An 18251-nucleotide genomic window follows, 5' to 3' on the forward strand; every position below is an offset into this window, starting at 1 on the left:
TATCAATCACAGTAAAAATGCAACCAACGCTTTGTATATTATCGTTTTTTGCCCGCTAAAACTAATCACTTTGGGCCATTTCCTTCCTTCTCAATCCGTATTAACATAATTAAGAAATGTCTAAAAAATAAAGCGGTGACATCAGGGGCCGGCATTTCATACTATTTAATACCCGCCATCGCTCCACGTTTGAGTAAAGTGTAACGCTAGGGGAGGCGAATATGTTCATGACAGGCTCAGGAATGGAGAATGCAGACCAGGGAGGGAAGTTGGGTTCGTCAGGAAATACTATACTGGTGGTCGCCAAGGCGGATCTGTTTTCAGAATGCATGGTAGAAGCGCTGGCGAAGAAATTTCCGAACTGTGAAGTGTCAAGCATAACGAGCACAAAGCCGATGTTGGAAAAGGACAGCGGCGATATGAAGCTCGTCTTATTCTATCATATACCTGCGCCGGAGCTTCATGAGGCGCTGCAGGCTGCCCGAGAAAACCACCCGGAAACCTCTGTCGGACTGGTCGTCGAAGCGATCGACATGCTCGAGCCCTATGTCAGCCGGCTGGTCGAGGCAAGGATCATCGACGGCGTCCTGCCGCTCAACCTGCGGCTCGATGTCTTCATGGCCGCGGTGGATCTGCTGATGAAGGGCGGCGAACATTTTCCGTCAGCGCTGCTCAATCGCCTGACCAACAAGAACGCCCAGCTGGAGCCCTCGCTCTATCAGACGAAGTCGGTCGATGCGGCGCGCACCAATGCGCTGAAGTTGAGACGCGACAGCATCTCCGCTTTGACCACCCGGGAGGTCCAGATCCTGGACCTCATCTGCAAGGGCACGCAAAACAAGATCATCGCCGACAAGCTGCATCTTTCCGAAAACACGGTGAAGGTTCATGTCCGCAACATCTACAAGAAGATGAACGTACGAAACCGCACGGAGGCGGCATCCCGTTTCTTCAACGAGCATCCGGCCGGCGATGACGACATGTCCGGCCGGTGGCGCAATTGATCTGCAGCGCCGCGCCTCTTTTCAGGCGCGCGAAGCACGTTGTAGCCCTTTGAATTGCTGCATGATTTGCGGACAGATTCCGATTGAAGGAATTATGCAGTGGTCCTGTTGCTTCAGATTGAGGGGCGTGCAAAGCAGCGCGACTTCTGTCCGAAGCCGCTTGGAGAACAGATGTAGGGCGCTGAACCGTGATAGGCGACGCGAACCGTTGCCGCAGCCGGGCGTTCGGGCCGATTTGCCGGATAGGCATAGGCTTTCGAAACACGCGGCGCCTCGACCACGACGACGTTCTTTTTGGTGACGGCGGCTATGTCGTCGTTAGCGACCGCGCATGCCGTCGGTCCGATCGCAAGAAGCGTCGTTCCCCCGGCGAAGATCGCAATATGAAATAGACGCCAGCCTTTCGGCTGTGTCGCATCTTGTTTTTTCAACATGGCCAAACCCCCTCGCATATGGCGTTTCCGGATGCAAGCCCGGTCGCGCAATTCAGCGCGGCCAACCTTCCCCATGACTTCTACACCAGCTTCATTGAGTGAAGCTTGAGTTCTGTCGGGATACAAGTTGCAAGTGCAAAATCGATGGAAAATGATTAATCATCTGTTATTTTGAAGAATAGTTGCGTAGTTATTTCGGATAATTGGAGTTTTTGAAGTTGACCACGGCTGTTATCGTCTTATCATTTAAATAGTAATTCTATTAACAGAAGAATAACTCAAAAGTTATTCATGTCGTAGTGGCCATGCAGCGGATATCGGCAATATAAAGTAGACATGCAGTGCATAAACAAATCAAAAGACTAAAAATATGGGAAGGGGTTTGTAATGCGTAGTTTCGTTCCCAGCGAAGGCTATTCTCAAATATCAGGCATGCCGGTGCCCCAGGAGCCGCGCACCGTCCTGGTAAACGGCGGGGCCGGCTTCCTCGGCTCGCATCTCTGCGAAAGACTCCTGCAGCGCGGCCATAAAGTCATATGTCTCGATAATTTTTCGACCGGCCGCCGCGTGAATGTCGATCACCTCGCCTCGAACACCCGCTTCCACATCGTCGAGCACGATGTCCGCCGGCCTTTCGATATCGAGGCGTCACTCATCTTCAACTTCGCCTCGCCCGCCTCTCCGCCCGATTATCAGCGGGACCCGGTCGGCACGCTGCTGACCAACGTGCTCGGCGCCGTCAATACCCTGGATTGCGCGCGAAAGACCGGTGCAGTCGTCGTCCAGTCGTCGACATCGGAGGTCTATGGCGACCCGAACCAGAGCCCGCAACACGAATCCTATTGCGGCAATGTCAACCCGATCGGCCCGCGCGGCTGTTACGATGAAGGCAAGCGCGGCGCCGAAACCCTGTTTTTCGACTATCACAGAACTTACGGCATCGACATCAAGGTCGGCCGCATCTTCAACACCTACGGTCCGCGCATGCGCCCGGACGATGGGCGGGTGGTCTCCAATTTCATCGTGCAGGCCCTGCGCAATGCCGATCTGACGATCTATGGCGATGGCGAGCAGACCCGCTCCTTCTGCTATGTCGACGATCTCGTTGAAGGTTTCCTGCGGTTCTCGGCCGCCGGCAGCGCCTGCAACGGCCCGATCAACCTCGGCAACCCGGCCGAGTTCACCGTTCGCCGCCTGGCGGAAATCGTCCGGGACCTGACGAATTCGCGTTCCCGGATCGTCCACCTGCCGCGGGTCGTCGACGACCCCCGCCAGCGGCGGCCGGATATTTCCCGGGCCGCGGCCGAGCTCGGCTGGCAGCCCCGCATCGGGCTCGAAACCGGCCTGGCCCGCACCGTCGACTATTTCGACGGCGTGCTTGCCGGCACAGAGAAGGCGGAGGTCGTATGAGATGCCCCGCTACATTCTGGTCACCGGCGGCGCCGGTTTCATCGGCAGTCATATCTGCAAAGCGCTGGCGCGCGCCGGCATGGTCCCGGTTGCCTACGACAATCTCTCGACGGGACATGCCGACAGTGTCCGCTGGGGACCGCTGATCCGGGCGGAGCTTGCCGACGCGGCCACGCTGCGCCGGACGCTCGCAGAGTTTTCGCCCGAGTGTGTCATCCATTGTGGGGCCAACGCCTATGTCGGCGAATCCGTCGAGATGCCGAGGAAATACTACCGGAACAACGTCGTCGGCAGCCTCACGCTGCTCGAGGCCTGCCTCGACCAGGATATCGAGCGGATCGTCTTTTCGAGCAGCTGCGCCACCTATGGCGTTCCCGCCTCCCTGCCGATACGCGAGGAAAGCCCGCAGCTGCCGGTCAACCCCTATGGGCGCACCAAGTTGATATTCGAGATGGCGCTCGAGGATTTTGCCGCCGCCTATGGCATCCGCTTCGCCGCGCTGCGTTATTTCAACGCGGCCGGCGCCGATCCGGAGGGTGAGCTTGCCGAGCGCCACCAACCCGAGACCCATCTCATCCCTCGCGCCCTTCTCGCTGCCGCCGGCAGGCTGGAATGGCTCGATGTCTTCGGCACGGACTATGCGACCGAGGACGGAACCTGTGTGCGCGACTATATTCATGTCAGCGATCTCGCACAGGCGCATCTTGCCGCCGTCAAACATCTGATGGCGGACGGCGGCTCGCTAAACGTCAATCTCGGCTCCGGCCGGGGCACCTCGGTGCGTGAGATTCTCGACGCCATCCATCGCGCGACCGGCCGTGAAGTCCCCGTGCGCTATCGCGCCCGCCGCGCCGGTGATCCGCCGATCCTCTTTGCCAACACGGCAAGAGCAAGAGCCGAACTCGGCTTTTCGCCCTCTCTCTCGGATATCGATACGATCATCCGCACCGCCGGCCCCACCTTCGGACTGGAGGTGAGGGCGTGAGCAACGTTTCGCAAGCCGGGTACGGCCTAAGGGCGGCGAAAGCCGCCGGCGCGGACGCATTCGATCCTGTCTTCGCTGGCCGGAACCGTGCCGTCTACGGCTTCGGCATCTTCTGCTGGCTGGCCGCACTCGGCTATTTCTGGATCTGGTGGTGCCAGTCCGCCCATATTATTTCCTGGGCCGCCTTCGTGCTCATCAGCCTCGTGCTTGGCTGGATCACGCTCGTTCCGGCCTATTTCATCCTGATCTTCCTGGATGCGAAGACGGTCAGCCCTGGCGCACGCTTGCCGGAGGGGCGGGTGGCGATGGTGGTCACCAAGGCGCCGTCCGAACCCTTCGCCGTCGTCCGCGCCACGCTTCAGGCGATGCTCGACCAGATCGCCGTCGATTTCGATGTCTGGCTCGCCGACGAGGATCCTTCGGAGGAAACCAGACGTTGGTGCGCAGAGCGCGGCGTGCTGATCTCCACCCGAAAAGGCGTGGCGGAATATCATCGCACCACCTGGCCGCGCCGGACGCGGTGCAAAGAGGGTAATCTCGCCTATTTCTACGATCATTTCGGCTATGCGCGGTACGATTTCGTCGCCCAGTTCGATGCCGATCATGTCCCGACGCCCACCTATCTCCGCGAGGTCCTGCGTCCCTTTGCCGATCCCGGGATCGGCTATGTCTCAGCGCCCAGCATCTGCGATGCGAATGCAGCGGCAAGCTGGGCGGCACGCGGCAGGCTCTATGCCGAGGCGAGCCTGCACGGTTCGCTGCAGACCGGATACAACAATGGCTGGGCGCCGCTTTGCATCGGCTCGCATTATGCGGTTCGCACATCAGCGCTGCGTGAGATCGGCGGCCTCGGCCCCGAACTTGCCGAAGACCATTCGACGACGCTGATGATGAATGCCGGCGGCTGGCGTGGCGTGCACGCCGTCGATGCCATCGCCCATGGCGACGGCCCGGCGAATTTCGCCGATCTCGTCGTCCAGGAATTCCAGTGGTCGCGCAGCCTCGTCACCATTCTGCTGCAACATTCCCGCCGCTATGTCATGCGTCTGCCGTTGCGGCTGAGATTGCAATTCGTGTTTTCGCAGCTGTGGTATCCGCTGTTTTCCGCCTTCATGGCCGTGATGTTCCTGCTGCCGGTTGCCGCCTTGCTGACGGGCCATGTCTTCGTCGCCGTCACCTATCCGGATTTCCTGCTGCATTTCGCGCCGATATCGATCGTGCTGACGCTGTTTGCCTTCTTCTGGCGGGCGACGAGAACATTCAGGCCGCATAATGCGAAACTGTTCGGTTGGGAGGGGCTTGCCTTCATCTTCCTGCGCTGGCCCTGGTCGCTCGCCGGCAGCCTGGCGGCCGTTCGCGATCACATCTGCGGTTCCTTCGTCGACTTTCGCATCACCCCGAAGGGAAGGCAGCAGCAGCAGTCTTTGCCGCTGCGCGTCGTCGCGCCCTATATCGGGCTCGCCGGGCTTTGCGCTGCCGCCATGGCGATTCCCAACGAGGCCGCATCGGCCCAGGGCTTTTATATTTTCGCCGCGATGAACCTCGCGATCTATCTGTCGCTGACGGTGTTGATCGTCATGCGCCATGCGATCGAAAACGATCTGCCGCTGCTGCCGCAATCACGCGGGCTCTGGTTTGCGACGGCCACGGGATTGGCGATCTGCGTCACCGGCGGCATGCAGGCCGGCAGCCACGGTCTGCGCAGCCTCGAAGCCCTTTCTCACGGCCAGACCATCATCAGTTTCAGCCAATCGCAGTTTGCCGTCGCCGGTGCCGGCCTCGGCGGCAAGACCAGGACGGTGAAGTTCCGCATCAGATGGAATGGGTTCGGAAACACGGCACAGGATCAACAAGGTGTCTGAGCCGGCGGAACCGGCAAAGCGTTGAGTAGGAGGATGTAATGAGTATCGGATCGAGATTATATGGGGCAGCCCTTGCTCTCAGCCTGTGTCTGCCGGTGGCAGCGCAGGGTGCCGAGGTGGTGGGGGAGAAGGCGCCAACGCCGCTCAGCGCCTATGAGCTCTATCGGATCTACGGTGACAAGACCTGGACATGGGACACCGGCGGCGGCCGCTTCTTCGATGAGGGCCGGCGCTTCGTCGCCTGGACCGACAACAAGGGCAAGCAGTCCTTCGCCGAAGGCCGATGGGTGGTCGACGATCTCGGCCAGCTCTGCATGCGCGCCACCTGGACCAATGCCGAGGGTGCTGCCCGCGCCAGCACCTGTTTCGGCCATCGCAAGATCGGCAATACGATCTATCAGCGGCGCCAGCCGGACGGCAACTGGTACGTATTCCGTCATGCATCGGTACGAGGGGATGACGAGTTTCGCAAGCTTGTTCCCATGGATACGGTCAGCGCCAAGGCGCATGACCTGAAGCAGATCCTGCTCAGTCAGGAAGTAGCCCGAAAAGGAGGTTGAGCCATGAAGAAGCTGATGAAAAACAAACTCTCGACCGCCGCGATCGCGCTGCTGCTGTTGTGTGCCGCGGATCTGCCGGGCCGAAGCGAGGCGCAATATGCCGGCATTGCCCCGAACCCGGCGGCAAGCGTGCGGGCGATCATCGACAAGCGCCCCGTCCTTCATGCCGACGGCATCAAGTTCGGAGCCTACGATCCGCACGGGGATTTCGGCGCGCAGGCGAATGTCGCGACCGAAGCCCTGTTCCTGCCGTGGGAGGACGTCGACCTCGAGACGCTGCGCGTGGCCGATGCCTACGCGCTGGCAAGGGGTCGCAACCTGCTGATAACGGTGGAGCCCTGGTCTTGGGACGTCGATTGGCGGCTGACCTCGGCCGCGCTTCGCGCAAAGGTCCTGCGCGGCGATTACGATGTCAACATGCGTGCGATCGCGCAGATGATATCCCAGCTGAAAAGCCCGGTGATCGTCCGCTGGGGGCAGGAGATGGAGGACAAGTCGGGGCGGTTTTCCTGGTCCGGCTGGAATCCGCAGGACTATATCGCCGCCTATAAGCGGATGATGGATATCGTCCGCCAGGAGGCGCCCGGCACCGAACTCATGTGGTCGCCGAAGGGCGAGCCGGGCTTGCAGGATTATTATCCCGGTGACGATTATGTCGATCTCGTCGGGCTCTCGGTCTTCGGCCTGCAGCGCTACGACGAGCTTGCCCGCAATGAGCACCGGACGTTCTCGGAAGCGTTGAAGCAGGGCTATGATCTCGTCGCCGGCTACGGAAAGCCCATCTGGGTGGCGGAGCTCGGTTATGAAGGCGGCGACGCCTATATCAGGCCGTGGATCGAAACTGCCACCTTGAAGCAGAGCGCTTTTCCGAACCTTCAGGAGGTGGCCTATTTCAACGACCGGGACGTGCACGCCTGGCCCTTCGATCTCGGCCGGCCGGACTGGCGCGTGGTCAAGAGCGTGGGCAATTGATCGCCTGAAAACGAGAGAGGCCCGCCGGGGTTTTGCGGGCCTCTCCTCTCATGTCAGGCGATCGATCATCCCTTGATCGTCGCCTTACCCTCTTCGATGAGCCGGGTCGCCGCATCGGCCGGCGAAACCCGTTCGAAGGCGAGTTCGTCGCAGATCGGCCGCAGCACACGCTGGTCGAATTGGGTTGCGCCCATCGGCACCGGCGGCGGATATTCGCCGACCTGATCCTTGAGAAGATTGACGTATTTGACCGTTTCCTGCTCCGTCGGGTTGAGCTGCGGCAGGATGGCTTCACGCACGGTCGGCGACATCGGCACGCCGCGCTCGACGCCGAGAATCTTGCCGGCCTCGACATCGTTGACGAAGAAGTCGATGAATTTCGCGGCCGCTTCGCCGTTCTTCGTCGTGGCGCCGACGCTCCAGATCAGCGCCGGACGATAATAGTGACCGGAGGGGCCGCCCTTCTTTTCGCGCGGCAGCATGGTGATGCCGAGTTTGTTCTTGATGATCAGCTGATAGCCGATCATTTGGTTGGAATAGGCCATGCCGATCACCGATTTGCCGAGACCGAGGCAATTGGTGTCGATCGTGTTCTGATCGAGCGTCTGCACGTCGGCAGCAACGGTGCCGCCCGCCTTGCGCAGCTTCTCCCAGTAGTCGAACCATTCCCTGGCATCGTCCGCGGCGAAGCCGAACCCGACGCTTTCCTTGGAAAAGAGGCTTTTGCCGCGTTGGCGCAGCCAGGCATCGAACACATAGGCGTACCGCGCCGCATAGGGGCCGCCGCCCTTGCCCGAGGACTTGGCGAGTTCGACGGCGAGCTTGGCATACTCATCCCAGGTGAGGTCGGCCGTCGGCAGCGGGATGCCTGCCTTTTCGAATTCGACCGTGTCGAAGAACATCGAGAATGAGTTGAGGCCGAGGCCGACACCATAGAGCTTGCCGTCGACGGTGGTCAGCTTCAGCATATCGGCGCCGAAGCTGCTGACCTTCAGCGTCGAAGGGACGAATTCATCGAGCGGCAGGCAGGCGCCGCGCTTGGAATAGTCGGAGATCGTTCCCGGCTCGAGCTGGAAGACGTCGGCGACCGAGCGGCCGGCCATCTGCGTCGCGAGTTTCGTCCAGTAGCCGTCGCCCGAAAGCGATTCACCGACGATCGTGACGCCAGGCGTTTTCGATTGATAGAGCTTGGCGACGTCAAGCGTGCGCTTGGCGCGGTCGTTGGACCCCCACCACATGGCGCGCAACGAAGCGTCCTCGGCAAAGGCCGGAAAGGCGCTTCCCGCACCGAAGGCGAGACCGGCGGCGGCACCCGCTGAGCCCATCAGGAATGAACGGCGATTGACCTGCATGATATCCTCCTTGTCCCAATATGCCTGCTGCCATCCTCCAATGGCTTCGGCGGGCATTTCGATGAGAAGGGTACGCAAAAAAATAATTATTGCAACAAATAACGTTCATGTTGCAAATTTGCATAATTTGCATAAGATTTGCCCATGAACGATCAGAAAATCAGGCGGCCACGTCAGGCCGATATCGCCACATTGGCTGGCGTCTCCGTCTCCACGGTGTCGCGCGTGCTCGCCAACGAACCTGGTATCAGCGAAACCGTGCGCCGTCAGATCTTGAAGGTGGCCGCCGAGCACGGCTATCCGGTCAAACCGGCTTCGGAGACCGTTGCCGGAGCACTGGCGCTGATTGCCAGCGACGGTGTCACCGGCGGTCTCAGCGTCTTCTATGAGGCGATCGTCGACGGCCTGCGTGCCGGGGCCGCCGAAGCAGGCATGCCCTTCGAAATCCGGATGGTCCGCGAGGATCGCACCACCCCGGACGCCATTCGCGACTATATGCAGGCCGCAGCGGCTGACGGTCTCTTTCTCGTCGGCATCGATCCGAACGAGATGCTGCGCAACTGGCTGCAGGGCAGTGTGACGCCGACCGTTCTCGTCAACGGCACCGATCCGAGGATGCAATTCGACGGCGTTTCGCCGGCTAATTTCTTCGGCGCCTATGAGGCGACCACGCGATTGACGCAGGCAGGTCATCGCCGAATTTTGCATTTGAGCGGCTCCCACCGCCATACGATCCGGGAGCGCATCCGCGGTTTCGAGGCGGCAATCGCCGCCGTCCCCGGCGCCGAGGGTCGTTTCGTGCCCCTGGCGCTGCAGGGCGGCGCCAGTCACGAGGCCCATGAACGCACGGCCGCGATCCTTGCCGAGAATGCCGGCTTTTCCGCCGCCTTCTGCATGAATGATTTCATCGCCGTCGGCGTGCTCGAGGCCGTCACCGAAGCCGGTCTGCGTGTGCCGGAGGACTTTGCGATCGTCGGCTTCGATGATCTGCCCTGTGCGCTGATGACCAATCCGCAGCTTTCCACCATGCGCGTCGACCGCGCCGCCATCGGGCGCGAGGCCGTTTCGCTGATGCTGTCCCGTTTCCGCAACAGGGCGGTGCCGGCGCGCCACATCTGCCAGGCCGTCATTCCCGTTCCGGGAGGGACCGTTCCGAATGCTGAAACCCGTGAGTGATGCCGATGACCTATGATCCCGCCAGCGCCAATCCGCTTGCAGGCAATCCGCTTAAAACCCGCACCGATATGAGCCGCGCTCTTCTGGCGCTCTTCGATCCGCTGCTTGCCTGTTTCTCGAAAGGCAATGCCCGCGTCAGGCTGAGCGGCGCCGCCGCCCATTTCGACCGGGCGGCGGCCGATCTCGAAGGCTTCGCCCGCCCGCTCTGGGGATTGGCGCCGCTTGGCGCCGGGGGCGGCGACTTCGCTCACTGGCATCGTTTTGCCGAAGGTCTCGCAAACGGCACCGATCCCGCCCATCCTGAATATTGGGGAACGGTCAATGGCCGCGATCAGCGGATGGTCGAGCTTGCCGCTCTCGGTTTTGCTTTGGCGCTGGTGCCGGAAAAGATCTGGGAGCCGCTCGACGCGGGCGCCCGCGGCAACGTCGTCGCCTACCTCAAACATGTCAGGCAGTTCGACTATGCCGACAACAATTGGAAATTCTTTAGGATTTTCGTCGACATCGCGCTTGATCGCCTCGGCGTCGATTTCGACCGCAGCCTGACACGGCAATATCTGCAGGAGCTCGAAGGCTTCTATATCGGCGACGGCTGGTATCGCGACGGCAACGTGCGCCGCATCGACCACTACATTCCCTTCGCCATGCATTTTTATGGCCTGATTTATTCGAAGCTCGTCGACGACGACTACGCGAAACGCTACCGCGAACGCGCGGTCCTCTTCGCCCGGGATTTCCGCCACTGGTTTGCCGCTGACGGTGCCACCATCCCCTTCGGCCGCAGTCTGACCTATCGCTTTGCCTGCGCCGGCTTCTGGTCGGCACTCGCCTTTGCCGATCTTGAGGCTCTGCCCTGGGGCGAGATCAAGCATCTCTGCCTGCAGCATCTGCGCTGGTGGAAGGACAAGCCGATTGCCGATCGCGACGGCGTGCTGTCGATCGGTTTCGGCTATCCGAACCTGCTGATGTCGGAAAGCTACAATTCCGCCGGCTCGCCCTACTGGGCGCTCAAGGCTTTCCTGCCGCTCGCGATCGCCGCGGATCATCCGTTCTGGATGGCGAGCGAAAAGGCGCCGGAGCAAAGCCCCGATGTCGTTCCCCAGCGTCATCCGGGCATGGTGATCATGCCGGCGGGCGGCGATGTCGTGGCGCTGTCATCAGGCCAGGAAAACCTGCAGATGCGTTTCGGCACCGAAAAATATGCGAAGTTCGCTTATTCCACCCGCTACGGCTTCAGCGTCGAATCCGACGAACGCGCCTTTGGCCTCGCCGCCTTCGATTCGATGCTGGCCTTCAGCGATGACGGCCTGCACTACCGCGTGCGCGAAACCAATGAGCAGGCCAGGCTCGCAGGCGACGTGCTTTATGCGAAATGGTCGCCTTTCCCCGATGTCGGTGTCGAAACCTGGCTGGTGCCCGCAGCTCCCTGGCATATCCGCATCCATCGGATCAGGGCAGGCCGGCCGCTTCGGATCGCCGAAGGGGGCTTTGCCATCGGCCGCCGGGATTTTGAGCAGGACACGCTGTCGGCTTCGGAGGGCGTCGCCTATGCGATCGGCGAAGCCGATTTTACCGGTATTCTCGACCTCGGCTCCTCGGTCAAACGCGCCGGGCTGGCGCAGCAGGCGCAGCCCAATACCAATGTGATCGTCGCCAAGACCATCGTGCCGCAACTGCGCGGCCAGATTCCGGCTGGTGAAACCATCTTGGTGACGGCGGTGCTGGCGCTGGGCGATCCCGCTGCCGTCTCGTCTGTGTGGACGCGGCCGCCGAAAGCGCCTGATATTGCGGCGCTGGAGGCCCTGGTGCGGGAAAAGGGCGTCGCCGTCAGCGCCATCGAAGCGCCCGGACAGATGCCATGAGTCGTCCGGCAATCGTCCTTGCCATGGAGCCATCGCGCACAGAGCATGTCCTGCCCGATGCGGTCCTGCGCCGGCTCGATACCATCGGTCGCCTGCTGGACCCCGAGCCGTTGCAGCGCTTGGACGACGCGCGGGCAAGACGCCTGCTCTCCGAAGCCGAAATTCTGATCACCGGCTGGGGCGCGCCCTATGTCGGGCCTGAGATTCCCGCGGCCGCACCGCAGCTTCGCCTCATCGTCCATGCGGCGGGCACGGTGAAGGGCATCATCGACGAAGCCATCTTCGAAACCGGCATCATAGCGGTCAGCCATTCGGCCGAGGCCAATGCCGTGCCGGTTGCCGAATTCACGCTCGCCGCGATCCTCTTCGCCGGCAAACGCGCCTTCCGTTTCCGCAATCTCTACGTCGCCGACCGCAACCGCGATCGGACCTATCCGATGCAGCGCCAGGCGATCGGGAATTATGGCCGCACTCTCGGCATCGTCGGCGCCTCGCGCATCGGCAGGCGCGTCATCGAGCTCTTGAAACCCTTCGACTACAGGCTGCTGCTGTTCGATCCCATGCTCGATGCCGTCGAGGCAGCCGGATTGGGAGCGGAAAAGGTCGATCTCGACGCATTGATGCGGCGAGCCGATATCATCTCCCTGCACGCGCCGTCGCTGCCGTCGACGCAGCATATGATCGATGCGCGGAGACTGTCGCTGATGAAGGACGGGGCAACGCTCATCAACACCGCGCGCGGCATCCTCATTGATGAGGCCGCCCTGCTTTCGGAGCTGAAGACCGGCCGCATCGACGCGGTCATCGACGTGACCGATCCCGAGATTCCGGACGCGGGTTCCGCATTCTACGATCTGCCCAACGTCTTCCTGACGCCGCATATCGCCGGCGCCATCGGCCTGGAACGGGGGCGCCTCGGCGAGATGGCGGTGGACGAGGTCGAGCGTTTTATGACCGGCCGGCCGCTGCTCTACCAGATCCGCCGAGAGAATCTGGAAAACATCGCCTGACGCTTATTCCCCGTCCAGCGGGGTTCTGCGTCAGCGTGGTGTCCTCAGCGAATTGGGCGAACCGTCATTGGCAAGCTCGGGCATCAGCTCGGCGATATCGACGACTTTACCGGTGCGCGAGCTCGTCAGCGCGGCAATGCCGCAGAGCACGGACATGGCGCCCGCCCGCGTGCCGGCGCGCTGAGCGAGCCTGTCTTCCATGTCGGGTTTGAAGATCATGTTGCGCATCCGGTCGTCGCCGCCGTAATGGCCGCCGGTGAAATGCGGAACGACGATGCGCTCTACCGCCTCTCTGCCGTTCGGGAAATTGCGGATCAGCTGGATCGTGTCCTGCTTCGGCTCTTCCCAGGGCTGAGCCTCATACTGGCGAAGCTCGATGCGCCCCTTGGTGCCGTTGAAGGCCAGGTGATGGCCTTCGATCGGCTGGAAGGTGTTCAGCGAATAGGAGACGTGGACATTGTTGCGGTAGCGGAGGCTGACCACCATCGTATCGGGAATGTCGATATCCTCGCGGAAGACGCAGCCGTCGCGGAAGTAGCCGTCGATCTCAGAGGGATCCTCGTAAAGCTGATCGAGGAAGGGATCGGCTTCGAGATCGAGATAGTAGTCGCATTCCTGTGTGTGCGGACAGAGCTTGCAGCGGGGGCCGCGGAACGGGCCCTTGCGGCCGTAATTCTGCAGGTCGGCAAAGGAGGTGACGGACTCGGGATCGCTGTCGAGATACCAGTTCAGCAGGTCGAAATGGTGGGTGGCCTTGTGGACGAACAGGCTGCCGGAATTTTCCGTATAGGCATGCCAGCGGCGGAAGTAATCGGCGCCGTGCTTGGTGTTGAGATACCAGTGAAAATCGACCGAGGTCACCCGGCCGATCTCGCCGGCATTCAGCAATTCCTTGATCTTGGCCGCCGTCGGCGCATAGCGGTAGTTGAAGGAGACGTCGACCCGGCGGCCGGTGCGCCTTTCGGCATCGAGAATCCGGCGAATTTTCTCGATCGAGGTGGTCATCGGCTTTTCGGTGATGACGTCGATGCCGGACTCCAGCGCCCGCACGATGATATCGTCATGCGTATGGTCTGGCGTGCAGACGATGGCCAGATCCGGCTTCTGCTCGGCCAGCATGGAATCGATATTGTCATAGAGCGGCGCGTTGCTGCCGATCATGTTGCGGGCGCGCTCACCGCGAAGCGAATTCTTCTCGACGATGGCTGTGAGGTCGACATGTTCGCGCCAGCCGGCAAGCAGATCCTTGCCCCACATGGTGGTGCCGCGGTTTCCGGTGCCGATCAGGGCAAAACGGCGTTTCTCCATCGAATGATCCTCCTGCATGCGTGATGAAACAAATATTGAAAATCAGATCTGGCAGCAGCTCCGGAAGCGCTCGACGCAAGTGGCGATCACCTCGTCGGCCGGGCGTTTCCACCAGGTCTCGGCCGAAAAGATCTCCACCTCCTGTGCGCCGAAGAAGCCGGCAGCTTCGATCATCCGTCTTATGCCTTTGAGGTCGATGACGCCATCGCCCATCATGCCGCGGTCGAGCAGCATGTCCTTGGTCGGCACCAGCCAGTCGCAGATGTGATGGGCAAAGATGCGTTTCATCCGTCCAGCGCGGGCGATCTGGTTGGCAAGATCGGGATCCCACCAGACATGATAGACGTCGATCGCCACGCCGACATCCTCACCGAGCGGCTCGCACATATCGAGTGCCTGGCCGAGTTTGTTCACGCAGGCCCGGTCGGCGGCATACATCGGATGCAGCGGCTCGATGGCGAGCTTCACGCCGGCTGCCTGCGCATGCGGCAGCACGGCGGCAATGCCGTCGAACACCATCTGCCGTGCCGCGACAATATCCTTCGAGCTGCCCGGCAGGCCGCCGACGACGAGCACCAGGCAATCGGCTGCGAAGGCTGCCGCCTCGTCGATCGCACGTTTGTTGTCGTCGAGGTTTTTCTGCCAGTCGGCATCGTTTGCCGCCGGAAAGAAGCCGCCGCGGCAAAGCCCGGTCAGCTTGATGCCGTTCGATTTGACGATCCGCACCGCCTCGTCGAGCCCGGCTTTGGCGACCTGGTCGCGCCAGGGCGCGATCGAGGTGATGCCGTGCTTCAGGCAGATATCGACGGCCTCGGCAAAGCCGCATTGCTCGCGGATCGTCGCCAGATTGATCGAAAGCCCTTCGACCTGCATGTCATTCTCCTCCCGCGCCGTCTCGCGCTTAGTTGATGCCGTGGACGGCGAGCACCTGTTTCATCCGCCTTGTCGCGAGGTCCGGATCGGCCAGCACCCGCGCCTTGTCGGCCAGGCGGAAGAGTTCGGCCAGATGCGTCAGCGAGCGGGTGCTCTGCTGGCCGCCCACCATGGTGAAATGATCCTGCAGGCCGTTAAGATAGGCGAGGAAGACGACACCGGTCTTGTAGAAGCGGGTCGGCGCCTTGAAGATGTGGCGCGACAGCGGCACGGTCGGCTCAAGCAGATCGAAGAACTCGTGATTGCTCTTGCGGCCGAGCGCGTCGAGTGCTGCGGACGCTGCCGGGGCGATCGCATCGAAAATGCCGAGCAGCGCGTCCGAATGACCCTGTTCGTCGCCGGCGATCAGTTCGGCATAATTGAAGTCGTCGCCGGTATACATGCGCACGGCTCTGGGCAGTTGCCGGCGCATGGTCACTTCCTTCTCCTTGGAAAGCAGCGAGACCTTGATGCCGTCGACCTTGGAGGCATTGGCTTCGATCACCTCAAGGCAGGTTTCCATGGCTTTCAGGTGATCGCCATTGCCCCAGTATCCCTCAAGCGCCGGATCGAACATTTCGCCCAGCCAGTGGATGATGACAGGTTCCCTGACCTGGCGAAGGATGCGGTCATAGACCCTCACATAATCGTCCGGTCCCTTGGCGGCGACAGCCAGCGCCCGGCTCGCCATCAGGATGATGCGACCGCCGGCCGCCTCCACCGTTTCGATCTGCTCCTCATAGGCCCTGAGGATCGTATCGATCGTGACGTCCGGTCCGGGCGTCAGATGGTCGGTGCCGGCGCCGCAGGCGATCAGCGCATCCTTGCGGCCGGCCGCCTCGCCAAGCGCCCGGCGGATAAGGTCGCGCGCCTCCGGCCAGCCGAGGCCCATGCCGCGCTGGGCCGTATCCATCGCCTCGGCGACGCCGAGGCCGAGATCCCAGAGCCGGTGGCGGAAGGCAAGTGTACGCTCCCAGTCGATCGCCGGCGTCAGCCAGGGATCGTTGTCGGCGAGCGGATCGGCGACCACATGGGCGGCGGCAAAGGCGATGCGCGGGAAGCTGTTGGCGTCGCGCTTCTTCAGCTCGATCGGCGTGCCGGTCAGCGTATAGGGGACGACCTTGCCGTCGAGGGGGAGATTGATCGTCGTCACGGCTCAGAACTCCAGTGCCGGAACATCGAGCCAGCGGCGTTCGGCCCAGGATTTCAGCCCGAGTTCGGCCAGCTGTACGCCCTTGGCGCCGGCCTCCAGGCCATAGGGCCAGGGCGCATCTTCGACGACATGGCGGATGAACATTTCCCACTGCGCCTTGAAGCCGTTGTCGAAGGCCTGGGTGTCCGGGACTTCGTCCCAGGTCTTGTAGAAGTCGATCGTCTGCGGCTGGTCTGGGTTCCAGACCGGCTTCGGCGTGTTGACGCGGTGCTGGCTCCAGCATTTCGTCAGGCCGGCGACGGCCGAACCATGCGTGCCGTCGACCTGGAAGGTGACGAGGTCGTCGCGGCGCACGCGCACAGCCCAGGAGGAGTTGATCTGCGCGATCGCGCCGCCGTCGAGCTCGAAGGTCGCATAGGCCGCGTCATCTGTGTCGCAATCATAAGGCTTGCCCTGCTCGTCGATGCGGCGCGGAATATGCGTGGCGCCGAGGCAGGAGACGGCTTTGACTTCACCGAACAGCTTGTCGAGCACGTAGCGCCAGTGGCAGAGCATGTCGAGAATGATGCCGCCGCCGTCGCCCTTGCGGTAATTCCAGGAGGGACGCTGGGCCGGCACGCCCCAATCGCCTTCGAAAACCCAGTAGCCGAATTCGCCGCGCACCGAGAGGATCTTGCCGAAGAAGCCGGAATCTTTCAGCAGCGCCAGCTTGCGCAGGCCGGGCAGGAAGAGCTTGTCCTGCACGACGCCGTGCTTGAGCCCGGAGCGCCGCGCCTTGCGGGCGAGATCGATCGCCACCTGCAGGTCGTCGGAGATCGGCTTTTCGCAATAGACATGTTTGCCGGCATCGAGCGCCTTGGACAGCAGCTCGGCGCGCATCAGCGTCGTGCCAGCGTCGAAGAAGATCGTGTCGTCGGGATTGGCGAGCGCGGCATTCAGATCGGTCGACCAGCGCTGGATGCCGTGCTTCTTCGCCAGCTCTTCCATCTTGGCGCCGTTGCGGCCGACGATGATCGGGTCGATCTCGAGTTTTTCGCCCGATTGCAGCGTGATGCCGCCCTGGTCGCGGAAGGCGAGGATCGAACGCACCAGGTGCTGATTGTAGCCCATGCGGCCGGTAACGCCGTGCAAGATGATCCCCAAGCGTGCCATTTTTTCCTCCCTGGAATCTTTTGCGGCGGGAGCGGGCATCCGGCCCGGCCCTCCCAAGCCGGTAACTAAACAGTTACTTGATGGCAGAAGAGCGGCGCCGCTGTCAAGAGTCGAATCCGACTTTCGAGACCAGCGCCTTTCCGGGTCAGGTTGCAGAAGGCTCACATCTAGCGCTTGATCGAGGTCAGCGTGACGTGGACGATATGTTTTTCCCAGGCATTGAGATGGGTCGGCTCGATCAGGTCGCGGCCGAAGATCGTCGAAAGCGTATACTGGTTGGAAAGGTAGAAATAACCGAGCGAGGCGATCGTCAGGTAGACATGCAGGGGGTCGGCAGTCTCGATGAAGACGCCCTGCTTCTTTCCCTGCTCGAGCACATCGGTCAGCTCGCCGATCAGATGCGAATGCAGCTCCTTGAGCCGCACGGATTGGCGCAGCCACCGGGCCCGATGCAGGTTTTCCGTGCCGAGCAGGCTGAGGAATTCCGGGTGCTGGAGAAAATAGCGCCAGGTGAAGAGCGCCAGTTCCCCGATGCCCTCCTCCGGGCTGCGGTCGCCGATATGGAGCGCGCGCTCGGCGGTGCGGATGCCGACATAGGCTTCTTCGAGCACGCGGAGATAGAGCTGCTCCTTGTCGCCGAAATAATGGTAGAGCATGCGCTTGTTGGTGCCGGCGCGCTCGGCGATGGCGTCGACGCGGGCCCCGCCCATGCCGTTTTCGGCGAATTCCCGGGTGGCTGCTTCAAGGATTGCGGCGCGTGTCCGCTCCGGATCGCGCTGGGCCGTCCGTTCCTGAGATGGGCGCCGAGATTTTTTTTTCTCCCCATGCTCGCCGCTGTCGTTCATCTCTCCACCTCCGTCTCGCTTGTTGCGCTCATAAGCCTTCAGTGCGAAATTGTAAAAACCGAATTCAGAAGCGCGGCCCTCTTCCAGTGTGAATAGTGAGAGCATGATGCCGTTCGAAAGCCGCTCACACCTTTTCGGCATCATGCTCTGGCCGACACCGCTTGACACGCTTGCCGCTTTGCTCGTAGCTTGTAACCAATTAGTTATTTATGCAAGGGTAACTGGTCGGAAGCGTGTGGAGGCGCTTCCCTTTG

The 18251-nt window shown here is 61.6% G+C and carries 16 protein-coding genes; 9 read left to right on the forward strand and 7 right to left on the reverse strand.

Annotated features, from left to right (window positions below; translation table 11 throughout):
• Positions 1-221 precede the first annotated feature (221 nt).
• Positions 222-1004 carry a helix-turn-helix transcriptional regulator gene (locus PO860_RS20635; protein ID WP_183724967.1) on the forward strand — a complete coding sequence of 261 codons (783 nt, stop codon included), beginning with the start codon at positions 222-224 and terminating at the stop codon, positions 1002-1004.
• Positions 1005-1117: 113 nt separating this feature from the next.
• On the opposite strand, the gene PO860_RS20640 is transcribed toward PO860_RS20635, so the two are convergent.
• Entirely contained in the window at positions 1118-1438 is a 321-nt protein-coding gene (locus PO860_RS20640) for a hypothetical protein (RefSeq protein WP_272784691.1), read from the reverse strand.
• A gap of 387 nt (positions 1439-1825) precedes the next feature.
• Between PO860_RS20640 and PO860_RS20645 the strand changes: the two genes are divergently transcribed.
• Genes PO860_RS20645 through PO860_RS20665 form a run of 5 tightly spaced genes read left to right on the forward strand, consistent with a single transcriptional unit; the run spans position 1826 to position 7227 of the window.
• The gene (locus PO860_RS20645; RefSeq protein ID WP_183631851.1) at positions 1826-2848 is read left to right on the forward strand and encodes a UDP-glucuronic acid decarboxylase family protein; all 1023 of its coding nucleotides are present in this window, start codon (positions 1826-1828) and stop codon (positions 2846-2848) included.
• 1 nt (position 2849) lies between these two features.
• Positions 2850-3833 (forward strand): UDP-glucose 4-epimerase GalE, encoded by a 984-nt coding sequence (gene galE / locus PO860_RS20650; protein ID WP_273882426.1) that lies wholly within the window; start codon positions 2850-2852, stop codon positions 3831-3833.
• A complete protein-coding gene (locus PO860_RS20655) occupies positions 3830-5695 on the forward strand; it encodes a glycosyltransferase family 2 protein (RefSeq protein WP_273885367.1) in 1866 nt (621 codons plus the stop codon). Before galE ends, PO860_RS20655 begins: the two co-directional genes overlap by 4 nt.
• Positions 5696-5733: 38 nt before the next feature.
• Positions 5734-6255 (forward strand): DUF995 domain-containing protein, encoded by a 522-nt coding sequence (locus PO860_RS20660; protein WP_272784623.1) that lies wholly within the window; start codon positions 5734-5736, stop codon positions 6253-6255.
• Between the two features lie 3 nt (positions 6256-6258).
• Positions 6259-7227, forward strand: a complete 969-nt coding sequence (locus tag PO860_RS20665; RefSeq protein WP_275037959.1) for a glycoside hydrolase family 26 protein — start codon at positions 6259-6261, stop codon at positions 7225-7227.
• Between the two features lie 65 nt (positions 7228-7292).
• Here the strand turns inward: PO860_RS20665 and PO860_RS20670 are convergent, their stop codons facing one another.
• On the reverse strand, positions 7293-8579 hold the full coding sequence (locus PO860_RS20670) for an ABC transporter substrate-binding protein (protein ID WP_183609921.1): 1287 nt from the start codon (positions 8577-8579) through the stop codon (positions 7293-7295).
• Between the two features lie 144 nt (positions 8580-8723).
• Between PO860_RS20670 and PO860_RS20675 the strand changes: the two genes are divergently transcribed.
• The 3 genes from PO860_RS20675 to PO860_RS20685 are packed head-to-tail and all read left to right on the forward strand — an operon-like array spanning position 8724 to position 12627.
• Positions 8724-9755 carry a LacI family DNA-binding transcriptional regulator gene (locus PO860_RS20675; protein WP_273885369.1) on the forward strand — a complete coding sequence of 344 codons (1032 nt, stop codon included), beginning with the start codon at positions 8724-8726 and terminating at the stop codon, positions 9753-9755.
• A gap of 5 nt (positions 9756-9760) precedes the next feature.
• Complete coding sequence (locus PO860_RS20680) at positions 9761-11617, forward strand: DUF2264 domain-containing protein (protein ID WP_273885370.1); 1857 nt, start codon at positions 9761-9763, stop codon at positions 11615-11617.
• Positions 11614-12627, forward strand: a complete 1014-nt coding sequence (locus PO860_RS20685; protein WP_272784627.1) for a hydroxyacid dehydrogenase — start codon at positions 11614-11616, stop codon at positions 12625-12627. Before PO860_RS20680 ends, PO860_RS20685 begins: the two co-directional genes overlap by 4 nt.
• Positions 12628-12657: 30 nt before the next feature.
• Here the strand turns inward: PO860_RS20685 and PO860_RS20690 are convergent, their stop codons facing one another.
• The 5 genes from PO860_RS20690 to PO860_RS20710 all read right to left on the reverse strand — a co-directional run bounded on the left by PO860_RS20690 (position 12658) and on the right by PO860_RS20710 (position 17997).
• Positions 12658-13935 (reverse strand): Gfo/Idh/MocA family protein, encoded by a 1278-nt coding sequence (locus tag PO860_RS20690; RefSeq protein WP_272784628.1) that lies wholly within the window; start codon positions 13933-13935, stop codon positions 12658-12660.
• 42 nt (positions 13936-13977) lie between these two features.
• A complete protein-coding gene (locus PO860_RS20695; protein ID WP_272784629.1) occupies positions 13978-14808 on the reverse strand; it encodes a sugar phosphate isomerase/epimerase family protein in 831 nt (276 codons plus the stop codon).
• A gap of 28 nt (positions 14809-14836) precedes the next feature.
• The gene (locus tag PO860_RS20700; protein WP_272784630.1) at positions 14837-16000 is read right to left on the reverse strand and encodes a dihydrodipicolinate synthase family protein; all 1164 of its coding nucleotides are present in this window, start codon (positions 15998-16000) and stop codon (positions 14837-14839) included.
• Between the two features lie 3 nt (positions 16001-16003).
• A complete protein-coding gene (locus PO860_RS20705) occupies positions 16004-17152 on the reverse strand; it encodes a Gfo/Idh/MocA family protein (protein ID WP_272784631.1) in 1149 nt (382 codons plus the stop codon).
• Positions 17153-17319: 167 nt separating this feature from the next.
• On the reverse strand, positions 17320-17997 hold the full coding sequence (locus PO860_RS20710; protein ID WP_183609929.1) for a TetR/AcrR family transcriptional regulator: 678 nt from the start codon (positions 17995-17997) through the stop codon (positions 17320-17322).
• Positions 17998-18251 lie beyond the last annotated feature (254 nt).

Source organism: Rhizobium binxianense (genome assembly GCF_028994275.1).
Lineage (GTDB): Bacteria > Pseudomonadota > Alphaproteobacteria > Rhizobiales > Rhizobiaceae > Rhizobium > Rhizobium binxianense.

What these genes read in the sequence shown, in the direction of transcription:
- PO860_RS20635 (WP_183724967.1), top strand. Translation starts at nt 222, where the DNA reads ATGTTCATGACAGGCTCAGGAATGGAGAATGCAGACCAGGGAGGGAAG.
- PO860_RS20640 (WP_272784691.1), bottom strand. Translation starts at nt 1,438, where the DNA reads ATGTTGAAAAAACAAGATGCGACACAGCCGAAAGGCTGGCGTCTATTT.
- PO860_RS20645 (WP_183631851.1), top strand. Translation starts at nt 1,826, where the DNA reads ATGCGTAGTTTCGTTCCCAGCGAAGGCTATTCTCAAATATCAGGCATG.
- galE (WP_273882426.1), top strand. Translation starts at nt 2,850, where the DNA reads ATGCCCCGCTACATTCTGGTCACCGGCGGCGCCGGTTTCATCGGCAGT.
- PO860_RS20660 (WP_272784623.1), top strand. Translation starts at nt 5,734, where the DNA reads ATGAGTATCGGATCGAGATTATATGGGGCAGCCCTTGCTCTCAGCCTG.
- PO860_RS20665 (WP_275037959.1), top strand. Translation starts at nt 6,259, where the DNA reads ATGAAGAAGCTGATGAAAAACAAACTCTCGACCGCCGCGATCGCGCTG.
- PO860_RS20670 (WP_183609921.1), bottom strand. Translation starts at nt 8,579, where the DNA reads ATGCAGGTCAATCGCCGTTCATTCCTGATGGGCTCAGCGGGTGCCGCC.
- PO860_RS20675 (WP_273885369.1), top strand. Translation starts at nt 8,724, where the DNA reads ATGAACGATCAGAAAATCAGGCGGCCACGTCAGGCCGATATCGCCACA.
- PO860_RS20680 (WP_273885370.1), top strand. Translation starts at nt 9,761, where the DNA reads ATGACCTATGATCCCGCCAGCGCCAATCCGCTTGCAGGCAATCCGCTT.
- PO860_RS20685 (WP_272784627.1), top strand. Translation starts at nt 11,614, where the DNA reads ATGAGTCGTCCGGCAATCGTCCTTGCCATGGAGCCATCGCGCACAGAG.
- PO860_RS20690 (WP_272784628.1), bottom strand. Translation starts at nt 13,935, where the DNA reads ATGGAGAAACGCCGTTTTGCCCTGATCGGCACCGGAAACCGCGGCACC.
- PO860_RS20695 (WP_272784629.1), bottom strand. Translation starts at nt 14,808, where the DNA reads ATGCAGGTCGAAGGGCTTTCGATCAATCTGGCGACGATCCGCGAGCAA.
- PO860_RS20705 (WP_272784631.1), bottom strand. Translation starts at nt 17,152, where the DNA reads ATGGCACGCTTGGGGATCATCTTGCACGGCGTTACCGGCCGCATGGGC.
- PO860_RS20710 (WP_183609929.1), bottom strand. Translation starts at nt 17,997, where the DNA reads ATGAACGACAGCGGCGAGCATGGGGAGAAAAAAAAATCTCGGCGCCCA.